The organism is Glutamicibacter sp. BW78, from assembly GCF_002332245.1.
GTDB lineage: Bacteria > Actinomycetota > Actinomycetes > Actinomycetales > Micrococcaceae > Arthrobacter_H > Arthrobacter_H rhombi_A.
The window spans coordinates 36,266-49,290 of sequence record NZ_NRGU01000011.1 but is presented as its reverse complement, the minus strand read 5'-3'; the positions used below and the strand labels follow the sequence as shown (position 1 = coordinate 49,290).

The 13,025-nt window shown below is 65.8% G+C and carries 9 protein-coding genes; 2 read left to right on the top strand and 7 right to left on the bottom strand.

The window, feature by feature from the left end; genetic code table 11:
* Positions 1-14: 14 nt before the first annotated feature.
* The 6 genes from CIK75_RS02085 to CIK75_RS02060 form a co-directional block, all read right to left on the bottom strand.
* Complete coding sequence (locus tag CIK75_RS02085; RefSeq protein WP_087000726.1) at positions 15-818, bottom strand: ComEA family DNA-binding protein; 804 nt, start codon at positions 816-818, stop codon at positions 15-17.
* 91 nt (positions 819-909) lie between these two features.
* Complete coding sequence (locus CIK75_RS02080; RefSeq protein ID WP_087000724.1) at positions 910-1,962, bottom strand: DegV family protein; 1,053 nt, start codon at positions 1,960-1,962, stop codon at positions 910-912.
* Between the two features lie 9 nt (positions 1,963-1,971).
* Positions 1,972-4,476: a leucine--tRNA ligase gene (gene leuS / locus CIK75_RS02075; protein ID WP_087000723.1), complete on the bottom strand. Its 2,505-nt coding sequence runs from the start codon at positions 4,474-4,476 to the stop codon at positions 1,972-1,974.
* Between the two features lie 253 nt (positions 4,477-4,729).
* Positions 4,730-6,244 (bottom strand): glycerol kinase GlpK, encoded by a 1,515-nt coding sequence (gene glpK / locus CIK75_RS02070; RefSeq protein ID WP_096223070.1) that lies wholly within the window; start codon positions 6,242-6,244, stop codon positions 4,730-4,732.
* A gap of 47 nt (positions 6,245-6,291) precedes the next feature.
* Positions 6,292-7,020, bottom strand: coding sequence for an MIP/aquaporin family protein (locus tag CIK75_RS02065; protein ID WP_087000721.1), 729 nt, complete (start codon positions 7,018-7,020; stop codon positions 6,292-6,294).
* 147 nt (positions 7,021-7,167) lie between these two features.
* Entirely contained in the window at positions 7,168-8,871 is a 1,704-nt protein-coding gene (locus CIK75_RS02060) for a glycerol-3-phosphate dehydrogenase/oxidase (protein ID WP_241895229.1), read from the bottom strand.
* A gap of 126 nt (positions 8,872-8,997) precedes the next feature.
* Between CIK75_RS02060 and CIK75_RS02055 the strand changes: the two genes are divergently transcribed.
* Positions 8,998-10,020, top strand: a complete 1,023-nt coding sequence (locus CIK75_RS02055; RefSeq protein ID WP_096223068.1) for a sugar-binding domain-containing protein — start codon at positions 8,998-9,000, stop codon at positions 10,018-10,020.
* A 64-nt stretch (positions 10,021-10,084) separates the two neighbouring features.
* Positions 10,085-10,996, top strand: coding sequence for an alpha/beta hydrolase (locus tag CIK75_RS02050; RefSeq protein ID WP_096223067.1), 912 nt, complete (start codon positions 10,085-10,087; stop codon positions 10,994-10,996).
* Here CIK75_RS02050 and CIK75_RS02045 read toward each other — a convergent pair.
* A complete protein-coding gene (locus CIK75_RS02045; protein ID WP_096223066.1) occupies positions 10,962-13,019 on the bottom strand; it encodes a primosomal protein N' in 2,058 nt (685 codons plus the stop codon). The two genes, CIK75_RS02050 and CIK75_RS02045, sit on opposite strands and share 35 nt — an antisense overlap.
* Positions 13,020-13,025 lie beyond the last annotated feature (6 nt).

Genomic DNA, 13,025 nt, shown 5'->3' with positions numbered 1-13,025 from the left:
CGTAGCCCCGTCCACTAGTTGAACCGGAGCAGCGGTTCGAGCCGCTGCATCATGGCGGGACCTATGCCTGACACGGCATCGAGTTCCTCCATGGAGGCAAAAGGTCCGTTGGCCGCACGGAATTCGATGATTCTCGCGGAAAGGGCAGGGCCGATGCCTGGCAGTTCCTGCAGATCGGTTCCATCGGCGGTATTGACGTCGATCTTGCCCTCGGGAGCGCCAGCTTCGCCAGCCGTCCCTGCTCCCGGCGCTCCCGCCTGCGGGGGTGCTGCCCGGTCTGCGGCGGCCGGAAGTTCGTCGGTGGTTGGTAGATACAGTTGTTGTCCGTCCACCAAGGGTGCCGCAAGATTTACGGCTGCAGGTGCCGCACCGGAGGCCAAACCCCCGGCGGAGCGGACAGCGTCCTGGGCCCGGGCGCCGGACGGGAAATGATAGACGCCCGGCTTTTTGACTGCACCGGCAACATGGACCAGAACCGTTGCGGGGTCAGCCGCGGCGGAACCGTTGGATTTTCCTTGGGCCGCAGCAGAGGCTCCCGGCTCAGGCGCTGCCCTCGTTGAACCCGGCGCGTTGCCACGGGCGTCAGGCGTCGGCGGGGCGGACGCCGTGGTGGTTTCGGCACTGGGATCCATGGCCACGGCGTCGAGTTGTTGGCCCGCGCCCTCCGGGGGATGGAAGAGCAGGCTGGCCGCGATCCAGATGACTGCGGTGAACAGCAAGCACATGATGGCCCCGCGCCCCAACCGGAAGCGGAAACGCAGACGCGGGGCGGGGCCCGCTGCCATATCGGTGCGCTGTTCCCAACGGTGTCGGACCATTCCCCCAGCCTAGGAACGGCCGGCGGCCGCCCCAAGCAGGGGTTCGCGGATGTGGACAACGCCGCTGTCCGGCCTGCTGTGGAGGCCCGCCTCAGTCGTGCTGGATGGGCCCTGGTTCCTCCAGGTCATCGGTATCGTTGGCAGCTTCGGATCCGGTGTCCGGTTCCTGCGGCTCGTCGGGGTCCGGCAGGGCTGCGATGACCACGGCCAGCACCCCGGCACCCGCGTGGGCTGCCAGGACGGTAGGAAGCGGTTCGCAGAGCACGTCGCCGATGCTGGAGCTTTCCAATTCGGCGCAGAGCTCATGGGCCTGGTCGGGGTTGCCGAAATAATGGACGGCGATCCGGGCGCCGGCCGGTGCGGCAGCTGCCTCTTCTCGCGAGATCTCGACCAGCCGGGACATGGCCCGCGGCATGGTCCGCACTTTTTCGTGGACACCGATGCGGCCATTTTCGATGGCGAGCAAGGGTTTGACAGCCAACAGGGTGCCAAACACGCTGGCCGCGGCACCGATCCGTCCGCCCTTGCGCAATTGTTCCAAACTGGGAACGACGAAGAACAGCCCATGGTCTTGTGCGCGGTTCACCACGTGTTCGAGTTCCTGTGCCGTGGCCCCCGACTCCGCGGCGATGACTGCCTCCATCACCGCCAATCCCTGGGCCAGCCCAACGGTCCTGGTGTCAAGGACGGTGACCTCGACGTCGACCTGCTCCGCGGCCCAGCTCGCCGCATCAACGGTTCCCGAGAGTTCCTTGGACAGGTGCAGCGAATAGATCCGTTCGAAACCTGCGGCGGCGAGAGATTCATAGGTGCGTTGAAAGGCCCCGGGGGCTGGCCTGGAGGTCTGCACGGAAGCTCCGGTGGCCAGCGCCAAGGCGAGGGCCGTCTCGACGTCGTCCAGTCCTTCGGTGTAGATCTGTCCGTCGATCATCACAGGCAAGGGAAGGATGCGAAGATATTCGGCATGCTCCTGCGCCCACGCTGCCGGGATGGCAGCGGCCGTATCCGTCACCACTGCGGTACGCGGTCCGCTACTCCCCCGCGCGCGTTGGCGCCGCTCACGGGGAAGGAACCGTTCCAGGAAGCCGGTCGGACGTCCCGCGGTATGAGCCGTCGGGACGCCCCGGCGCGGAGCTGAAGGCATGTCCCTACCTTAGGAGGCTGGAACGAGGTTCACGAGCTTCGGCGCCCGGACAATGACCGTTCGCAGCTCGCGTCCGTCCAGGGCCCGTTGGATCGTCTCCGAGGCCAAGGCCAGTTCCCGCAGCTCCTCTTCGCCGATATCGGCCGGCACATTGAGCCGATCACGCACCTTGCCCTTGATCTGCACGATGGCGACCACGGTGTCCTGAACCAGCAACGCGGGATCCACCGTCGGCCAGCCGGCATTGGCCACCGACGGGCTGTGGCCCAGACGCTCCCACATGTCCTCGGCCGTATACGGGGAGAACAGGCTCAGGATCACGGCCACGGCCTCAGCCGCCTCCCGCACGGCCGGGTCGGAGGCGCCGACGCCGGAATCGATCACCTTGCGGGTGGCGTTCACCATTTCCATCAGCTTGGCTACCACGACGTTGAATTTTCCTGAATCCAACAGGTCGGCAGCTTCGGAGATCGCCCGGTGGGTCACGGTACGCAACCCCTGGTCCCCGGTGGACGGGTCGGCCCCTACCTCACTGCTGACGTCTTGGGCCAGGCGCCAGGCCCTGGCCAAGAACTTTCCGGCAGCCGCCGGGGAAACATCCGCCCAGTCGACGTCGTCTTCAGGCGGTGAGGCGAAGATCATGGTCAGGCGTACCGCGTCGACTCCGTACTTATCCAACTGTTCGCCCAGGTCCACCCCGTTGCCCAGCGACTTGCTCATGGCCTTGCCACCGTTCAGAACCTGCCCTTGGTTCAACAAGGCGGAGAAGGGTTCGCTGGCCTGGATCAAGCCGAGATCGTGGATGACCTTGGTGAAGAACCTGGCGTACAGCAGGTGCAGGATCGCATGCTCGACCCCACCGACATACTGGCCCACCGGCATCCATGCGTCGGCCGCTTCCGGGTCGAAGGGCCCCTCGGTGTAGTCCGGGGACAAGAAGCGCAGAAAATACCAGGAGGAGTCAACGAAGGTATCCATCGTGTCGGTGTCGCGGGTTGCGGCACCACCGCAGCTGGGGCAGGTGGTGTTGACCCAGTCGGTGGCCGCAGCCAACGGGGAGGTGCCCTGTGGGGCCAGCTGCTCCCCCCGCAGGTCATCCGGCAGACGCACCGGCAGCTGGTCGTCGGGGACCGGGACCTCACCGCACCGTGGGCAATGGATGATGGGGATCGGAGTTCCCCAGAAACGCTGGCGCGACAGCAACCAGTCGCGCAACCGGTAGTTCACCGTATGTTGGCCGGTTCCTGCGGCTTCAACAATTTCCACGGCGCGGGCAATGGCGGCGTCCTTCTCCAGGCCGTCCAGCTCCCCGGAGTTCACCAAGGTCCCCTCACCGGTCGTGGCGACCCCACTGGTTGCCGGGTCCTCTTCGCCGGTATCCAGGACGACGCGGATCGGCAGGTCGAAGGTCCTGGCGAAGTCCAAGTCACGCTGATCGTGGGCGGGCACTGACATGATGGCCCCGGTGCCGTAATCGGCCAGGACGTAATCGGCTGCCCAGACCGGCAGGCGTTCACCGTTGAGCGGGTTGATCGCATACCTGCCGAGGAACACCCCGGTCTTGGTGCGTTCGGTGGACTGACGTTCAATTTCCGTCAGTGCCTTGACCTGATCCTGGTAGGCGGCCAGTTCCTCGCGGTGCTGCGGTGCCACGAGATCGTCGGCCAAGACGGCGTCGGCGGCAACGACGAAGAACGTTGCCCCATGCAGGGTGTCGGGCCGGGTGGTGAAGACCGTCACCTGACGCTCCGCAGCGTCCTCGTCGGTCGGTTGGATCACGAAATCGACATGCGCCCCCTCGGAGCGGCCGATCCAGTTGCGCTGCATGGCCAGCACGCGTTCGGGCCAGTGGCCCTTCAGGGCGTCCATGTCCTCGAGCAGACGGTCGGCATAGTCGGTGATCTTGAAGTACCACTGGTTCAGGGACTTCTTGGTCACCGCGGTTCCGCAGCGTTCGCAGGTGCCGTTGACGACCTGCTCGTTGGCCAGCACCGTCTGGTCCTTGGGGCACCAGTTCACCGGGTGGTCCTTGCGGTAGGCCAGCCCCTTGTCGTAGAAGCGGGTGAACAGCCATTGGGTCCACCGGTAGTATTCCGGGTCCGACGTGTGGATCCGTCGTGACCAGTCGGCGCTGATGGCGTAACGCTTGAAGGACGCTGCCTGGGTTTCAATGTTCTTATACGTCCACTCCGCAGGATGGGCGTTGCGTTTGATGGCCGCGTTCTCGGCGGGCAGGCCGAAGGAGTCCCACCCGATCGGGTGCAGGACGTCGTACCCCTGCTGGCGCCAGTACCGGGCAATCACGTCACCCATGGCGAAGGCTTCGGCGTGGCCCATATGCAGGTCACCCGACGGATACGGGAACATGTCCAGCACGTAGCGGCGTTCGGCGCTGCCGTCGTCCTTGGGGGTGAAGACTCCCAGTTCCTCCCATACGGGTTGCCACCGTGCCTCGAGCTCACTAAAGCTGTAGGTGGTGCCGGTCTCCGGGGTTCCGGGTGCCTCTGTGCTCACGGTGGGTTCGCCTTCTGGTAGTGCAGATTCGGTTGGTCATGCAGTCCCGGCAGCCGCCGATGTTCCCCCACGGGGTTCCAACGAAGGCCGAACATGAAAAAACCCCTTGGCATACAAGGGGCAGCCGGACGGTTCGGGCCCGGCTAGAAAAGAAGTAGGACTGCTGACATGGGGCCAGTCTACAGTACGGCGGGGCCGTGACACGGTGGATGTCACGGCCCCAGCCTGCAGATCAGAGCATCGGCACGGTGGTCTAGCGCACGTCCTCGTCGACCCAGTCGAAGGTCTTGGTGACGGCCTTCTTCCACAGACGCATCTGACGGTCACGTTCGGTGGGATCCATTTCGGGTTCCCACCGCTTATCCTCGGCCCACTTGGCCCGCAATTCGTCGCGGTCCGACCAGAATCCGACGGCCAGCCCGGCAGCGTAGGCGGCACCCAGGGCCGTCGTCTCGGTGACCTGGGGTCGGACGACCGGGACACCGAGCATATCGGCCTGGAACTGCATCAGGGTCTCGTTGGCGACCATGCCGCCATCGACCCGCAACTCGGTCAGCGGCACTTCGGCGTCGGCATTGACCGCGTCAAGGACCTCCCGGGTTTGGAATGCCGTGGCTTCCATGGCCGCCCGCGCGATATGCGAGCGGTTGGCGAACCGCGTGAGCCCGACCATCGCGCCCCGGGCGTCGGGACGCCAGTAGGGGGCGAAGAGCCCCGAGAATGCCGGGACGATGTAGACGCCACCGTTATCCTCGGCCTGCGCGGCCAGGTCCTCGACCTCTGCGGCGGAGGAGATCATGCCGATGTTGTCGCGCAGCCACTGGACGAGGGAGCCGGCCACGGCAATGGAGCCCTCCAAGGCATAGACGGGCTTCTCGCCTTCGAGCTGGTAGGCAACGGTGGTGAGTAGCCCGTTGGAGGACTTCACAATGTCTTCACCCGTATTGAAGATCAAGAAGCAACCGGTGCCGTAGGTGTTTTTCGCTTCGCCGGCGTTGAACGCTGCCTGGCCGAAGGTCGCGGCCTGCTGGTCCCCCAGGATGCCCGCAACCGGGACCTCACGCAACAGCTGGTTGGTGTGCACCGTGCCGTAGACCTCCGAGGAGGATTTGATGGCTGGCATCATCGAGATCGGGACGCCGAAGTCGGCGAGGATCTCTTCGTCCCAGGCCAACTTCTCCAGGTCCATGAACAGGGTGCGGGAGGCATTGGTGACATCGGTGATGTGGATGCCGCCGTCGGTGCCGCCGGTGAGGTTCCAGGTCACCCAGGTATCCGTGTTGCCGAACAGCAACTCCCCTGCTTCGGCGCGTTCACGGACGCCGTCGACGTTGTCCAGGATCCACTTGATTTTGGTGCCCGAGAAATACGGGGCCAACGGCAGGCCCACCCGGTCCTTATAACGGTCCCCGCCGCCGTCGGCGGAGAGCTCCTCGACGGTGTTCTGGGTCCGGGTGTCCTGCCAGACAATCGCGTTGTAGACCGGCTTGCCGGTGTTCTTGTCCCAGACCACCGTGGTTTCACGCTGGTTGGTGATGCCCACGGCGGCGATGTCGTGCCGGGTCAGGTTGGCCTTGGAGAGGGCGCTGCCGACGACTTCACGGACGTTGGTCCAGATTTCCTCGGCGTCGTGCTCGACCCACCCTGCCTTCGGGAAGATCTGCTCGTGTTCCTTCTGTCCGACGGAGACGATGGAACCGTCGTGGTCGAAGATGATGGCACGTGAACTCGTGGTGCCTTGGTCGATGGCGATGATGTTTTTGGTCATGGGTTTCTTCCCTTCGAAGTACGGGTGATGAGCAGCGCAATCGTTCCCTAGAAGAGGGCGCCTCCGGCCAGGCCACCGATGGCTCCACCGATCAGTGGGCCGACGACCGGGATCCAGGAGTAGCCCCAGTCGCTGGGACCCTTGCCCTTGATCGGCAGGAAGGCGTGGGCAATGCGGGGGCCCAGGTCACGGGCCGGGTTGATGGCGTAACCGGTGGGGCCACCGAGGGATGCGCCGATGCCGACCACGATCAGGGCCACGGCCAGCGGGCCCAATCCGTTGGGGGTCAGTCCGAAGCCGGCAATGACGAACACCAGGACAAACGTCGCGATGATCTCGGTCAGCAGGTTCCAGCCCTTGTGGCGGTAGACGGGGCCGGTGGCGAACACGCCCAGCTTCGCTGCGGGGTCCTCCTCGGCGTCGAAATGTTGCTTATAGGAGAGGTAGGCCAACACGGCGCCGATGATGGCGCCGACCATTTGGGCGGCGAAGTAGAGCAAAGTGCTCGCCAGCGTGATGGCCACACCCGGGGCGTACTCGTCGACGTTGGGGTTGACCAGCAGCCCGACGGTGACTGCGGGGTTGAGGTGGGCGCCGGAAGCGGCAGCGACCCACACGCCGGCGAAGACGCCGAGTCCCCAGCCGAAGTTGACCATCAGGAAGGTGCCATTATTGCCTTTGGCGCCCCTGAGCACGGCGTTGGCCACCACGCCACAGCCGAGGAGCATCAGCAGCATGGTGCCGAGCGCTTCGGCGCTAAAAACTTGCAGAGACATCGTTGACTCCTATGTAGATTTCAATTGTCAGGGCATCATTCGATGCTCCCGCGGTGATCCGGCAGCCGGCGGTTGCCGGCGCGGAAATCATGGGACCGGGCCGGGCTCATCAGCGCGGTCCGGCACGGTGGTGTTTCGCTGTGTTGGCTAGGCAGATGCCTGCGTGAAGGCGACTCCATGCTCTTCGGACAGGACGCGGCGGGTATCGGCTCGCTCGGACTCGACGCGAGCGGCGTCCCAGCCCAGCACGGGCGCCAACACGTCGGCGCATTCGTCGATCAGTTCGGTGGTGACCAGACCACGGAAGGCCAGCGAGGTCCGGCGAATGAAGACGTCCACCAGCCGTCCGACCTGCTCGTGGTTGGCCATATGGGTCAGCTCGTCCACGCTGAGTTCGCTGCTGCTCAGCAGCAGTGCGTCATCGGCTCCGCTGGCATCCAGGACCTCGTCGGCACGGGTTCCGTAGCGTTCGAGCAGGACCGCCAGTCGTTCGCGGCTTGCCTGTGAAGCCCTGGCGGAGATCCACTGTTCGCGTTCGACGTCGTTGCGCGGGTAATCAACGCCGCCGCCGATGGCTAGGGAACTGGTATCGGGGCCGCCGGACCGTCCCAGCGCTGTGAGGACCTCGCCTCCCAAATGTTCGGCCAAAGCCCTGAATGTTGTCCATTTGCCGCCGACCAGGCTGAGCATCGTGGATCCCTGGGCACCTGCTCGCTTTTCGATGCGGTAATCACGCGAGACGAACCCGGGCTGGGTGTCGTCGTGGCGCGGAAGGGGGCGGATACCCGAGAAACGGTAGACGATCTCCTGCCGGGAGACGGCAACTTCGGGGAAGACATGGTTGATCAGCTCGAAGAAATAGTCGACTTCCTCGGCGGTGCAGCGTGCGGGCTCGTTGATATCCGCGTCGATGTCCGTGGTGCCCACCAGCACCCGGTCCCCCATCGGGTAGATCAGCACGATCCGTCCATCGCTGTGCTCGAAGAAGATTTCGCGTCCACCGCAGGCTGCCAGCAGTTCGGGGCTGTCCAGCACGATATGCGATCCCTTCGTGCCTCCCATGAACCGACTCTTCTGGCCCAGGGCGCCGTTGGTCTCATCGACCCAGGCGCCGGTGGCGTTGACGATGACCGGGGCAGTGAAATCGAATTCCTCGCCGGTGAGTTCGTCGCGCAGTCTCGCGACGCCGTCGTGCTCGTTGACCAAGGAAACGTAGTTCGAGGCCCTCGAGTCCGGGTTGGCACGCAGGCCATCGTGGAGCACATCCAAGGTGAGCCGTTCGGGGTTGTGCACGGAGGCATCAAAGTAGGTGGCCGCATACTTCACGTCGTCCCGCAGGGCCGGGAGATCGTGGAGGGCCTGGCGGCGGCCATGGAAGCGGTGGCGTTCGGTCAGGCGCCCTGAACCGGCGAAGGCGTCATACATCATGAGTCCCGCCTTGATCAGCAGTGCCCCGCGTTCTTGGGGCTTGCCGTTGCGGTGGGTCAGAAAGCGGGCCGGTGCACTGAGGATCCCGGAGAAGGTGGAGAAGATCGGAATGGTAGTGCGCAGGGGTTTGACGTAATGCGGGGCGATGGCCAGCAGGGTGTTGCGCTCTTGGACGGATTCGCGCACGAGCCGGAATTCACCGTTTTCGAGGTAGCGGATGCCCCCATGGATCATATGGGAGGAGGCCCCCGAGGCCCCTTGGCAGTAGTCTCCGCGCTCGACCAGCGCGACATCGATGCCTTGCAGGGCCAGGTAGCGGAACGTGGCGACCCCATTGATGCCGCCACCGACGATCAGGACCTGGGCCTGAGGCCGCTCCGACAACTGTGAAACGCTCTGGCGGGCTGCTTGCGTGGGTGACACTCTGATCAATCCTTTGCTGCGAAATGGAACTGTTGGTCCCCTGAACGGGCAACCGACCAGTAGTCTTGCCAGTGCAGAACGTTGCCGTCAATCACATTGCACAAATGTGCAAGAACCGGAGGAATCATGGCTCGGGACCCGCTGGCAGAGCAGCCGGGAGACGGAATAGGTGAGCCGAACGTTCATGGCGCACGACACATTTCCGGCGATCGGCGAGAACGTGATGCCTTGCGTGCTGCCCAGCTGTACTACGTCCAGGAGTTGACCATGGAGGCCATTGCCCGGGACCTGGGGGTCTCCCGGTCGACCGTCTCCCGCCTGCTATCGCTGGCTAAACGCAACGGCCTCGTGAAGATCGAGTTGAACCCACCGCGGGGCCGAGCCACCTCACTGGTGAAGGAGCTGGAGACACGGTACGGGGTGCGCGGTCATGTGGTGCCCACCGACGGTTCGCTGTCCGAGGCAGAGGTCCTCGAACGCGTGGCAGCGCATGGGGCGCATGTGGTCCAACCCCTGATTTCTTCGGGGATGACCGTTGGCCTGGCGTGGGGTTCCACGCTCACGGCCTTGAGCCGGCACCTGGTTCATAAACCCACCCATGACACGGTGTTCGTCCAGCTCAACGGCGCCGCCAACCCCCAGACCACCGGCATCTCCTATGCCAGTGAAATCCTGTTCAGGTTCGGGGCAGCCTTCACCGCCCGGGTGGAACAGTTCCCGGTGCCGGCCTTCTTCGATCGTGCCGAGACGCGGGCCGCCATGTGGCAGGAACGCTCCGTCCGTCGCGTGCTGGACACCCGAACGGAGATCCGATTGGCGGTTTTCGGTTTGGGTTCCATCGACGCTGCCGTCCCGAGCCAGATCTACCGTGGAGGCTATGTCAGTGCCCGGGAAGCCGCCGGGCTGCGCGATCAGGGGGTTGTCGGGGACGTGGCCACCGTCTTCTACCGCCGGGACGGCAGCGACGATTCGATTGCGATGAACGATCGCTCGACCGGTCTCCCGCTCGAGGCCCTGCGCAGGATTCCGCAACGTCTGGCGATCGTCGCCGGACGCGGCAAGCTCGAAGCGGTACGGGGCGCCCTGGAGGGCCGGCTGATGACCGACCTGGTGATCGACGAGGGAACCGCCTGGCGGTTGTTGAAGTAGGAGGAACCCCACCCTCGGTGTGCCACAGCGGTACCCCCACCCCACTGCCCGATAGGCTCGGTTCATGAACTCCCCCACCGATTACCGTCCCCCGTGGGTCACCCACCACCACCATCTGGGTTCGGACCTATCGGTTCGGACCTACCCTTCACACGGACCATCCCACGGGATCATCCTGGCGATCCACGGTTTCCGTGGAGACCACCACGGCTTGGACCTGTTGGTCCGCCAGTTGCCGGAGTACACCATCATCGTTCCCGACCTCCCGGGGTTCGGCGACTCCACGGCCTTCACTCACGCCCGCCACGACGCGGTCACCTACGCCGGTGTCATCGATACCTTGCGGAAAGATCTGGGGATTCCCGCCTCGGCCCTCCTGCTGGGGCACTCCTTCGGATCCATCGTCGCCGCCGGGTACTTGGCAGCACATCCGGGCAGCTTCGCCTCCCTGATCCTGATCAACCCCATCTGCGAACCCGCCCTGGAGGGACGGCAGGCCCTCTTTTCCCGGCTGGCTGCCGGCTACTATGCGGCGGGACGTCTGCTCCCCGAACGGTGGGGGCTGGCGATACTACGCAACCGGCTGATCGTGGACCTGATGTCGGCCACGATGGGAACCTCCGGTGATGCCCGAACCCAGGCCTACGTGGTGGACCAGCACCGACGATACTTCAGCAAATTCGCCACCCGGGCCAGCCTCCAGGAGGCCTTCGCTTCCTCGATCACCGATACGGTCCGCGACGTTGCCGCAACGGTACAGGAACCGACCCTGCTGATCGTCGGTGAAGTCGATGACCTGGGCTCCGTCCCGGGACAGTACTCGTTGGCTGCCACCTTCCCGCAGGCCTGGATCGAGATCATCGCCGGGGTGGGGCATCTCATCCATTATGAACGTCCACGCACTGCGGCGCGCCTGATCAGCAACTTCGTGGACGCCCGAACTACAGCAGGCCCTGCGGGTCGACCCGCACGTTGACCACCGGGTCCCGGTTGGCCGAGGATCTGGCCTTGACCCGCCGCAATTCGGTGCAGACCGCACCTCCGTGGCCGTAGCTGAAGAACAGCAGCCAGCGGTGGACCCCGTCCTCTTCGATGACCGGCCCGGTCAGCCGGACACCCTCCGGGAGTTCGAGGGCCTCGGCAAAGGCGTCTGCCGACCTGGCGGGGCCGGACAGGGAAGCAGTGCGCACCGCCGGAGGCAGTTCCAGTTCCCGACGCAGGTTCAGCTCGCGTTCGGCGAATCCGGCGGCATCCCAGCGCACCAGGGCGCGCACCGGATCCGACTCCCCCGCGGCAATCACCACGACACCACCGTCGCGCGATGCTTTGGCCAATGAGGCCGCCGCGAGCCACCGGTGGAGCACTTCCTCCCCGGTGCGCAGTTCGTCACGGGCGAGCATCCGGTCCCCGTCCAGCAACAACACGGCCGCGTAGCCTCCCTCGGCTACCGGCTCGGCTCCCGGGGTGGCGACCACGAGTGACGGGGAGCCGGGGACGCGACGTCGGGGCAGGCCGCCGGTGGCGCTGATGACAGGGACCTTCGGGAAGGCTCTTCCCAGTTCTTCGGCGGTACGGTCGGCGCCAATGGCCGCGGCCCGCAGACGGTGACCCCCGCAGGTGGGGCAGCTCCAGTTCGGCGCTTGGACCCCGCACCAGCGGCAGCCGGGTACGGCAGTGGAATGATCCAGTCCCATGGGGCCCGAACATTCGGTGCAGCGCACCGGTTCGCGGCACCGTTCACAGCGCACCGCCGGCAGGAACCCGGTGCGTGCGACCTGGACCAGGACGGGACCGTGATCCAACGCCTTCGAGGCCGTCGTCCAGGCCAACCGCGGCAACCGGGCGGCGTGCAGGACGGGATCGCGTTCCTGTTCGAAGGAGTCCGAACTGGCCACCACGCGGGGCGCCTGGGCCCGCAGCAGCGGCCGCGGGGCCGCAAGTTCGACGGCCCATCCGGTCAACACGAGGCGTTGGGCCTCGGCGCTGCGCGATGTGCCGGCCATCAGCAAGGCGCAGCCGGCCAGTTGGGCGCGCAAGAGCAGGGTTTCGCGGGCATGTTGGTAGGGGGCCCGCGGTTCTGCGTGGCTGGAATCCTGGTCCTCCCAGAGCACCACCAGGCCCAGGTCATGGACCGGGGCGTAGGCCGCCGACCGCGTCCCCACGGCGACGGTGGCCTGCCCCCGCGATACCCGGAGGAATTCGCGGTACCGCGGGGTGGCGCCATCCTCGGCGCTGAGCCGGGCGACGGCGGCAGGTCCCAGCGTCGCGGTCAGTGTCTCGCTGAGCCGTTCCAGGTCGCGGGCATCGGGCACGACCACCAGGGCTCCGCGTCCCGAATCCAAACAGGCAGCCACCGCCTCGGTGAGTAGCGCCGGCCAGCCGCCCGGCTGGTTGGGGATCACGCTGAGCACGGCCCGTGGAGACTCGCCAGCGGTGAGGGCCTGCCCGAACCCGGTGCCGCCGTCGTACTGCATCAGGCAGGACGGAGGCCAGGCCTCGCTCTGGTCTTTGGGGATCATGGGCTGCGCGGCCCGTGGTGCATCCGAGGCGTCCGCGGCACTGATTTCGGTTTCGACGCGCGCCATCCTCGGTGGGATGGCCGAGCGGACCACATCGGGAAGGGTTCCCGCATAGCGGTCAGCCACCGCCCGGCACAGCGCCAGGACGTCGGGGCGCAGGACGACCTCCGGCGAGACGACCTTGCCCAGGGGTTGGAGCTTCAGTCCGGGGTCGGTTTCGGTGAGCCGCTCGACGAGGTAGCCGGTGAGTTCCTGCCCGCCGAAACGGGCCCTGATACGAACCCCGGGGACGGCGACGGCGTCCAGGTCGGCGGGGACCAGGTAGTCGTAGAACCGGTCCAGATGGGGCACCTGGGTCTCCAACAAAACCCGCGCGACGGGCAGCGAGGCCGCCGGGGTGACACCGGTTGGCAGGGGCCGGCGCAGGTCGAAACCCTGCAGCAACGTGGGCTGCTCGGGCTCGGACGCTGACCGGTCCACGCGGGC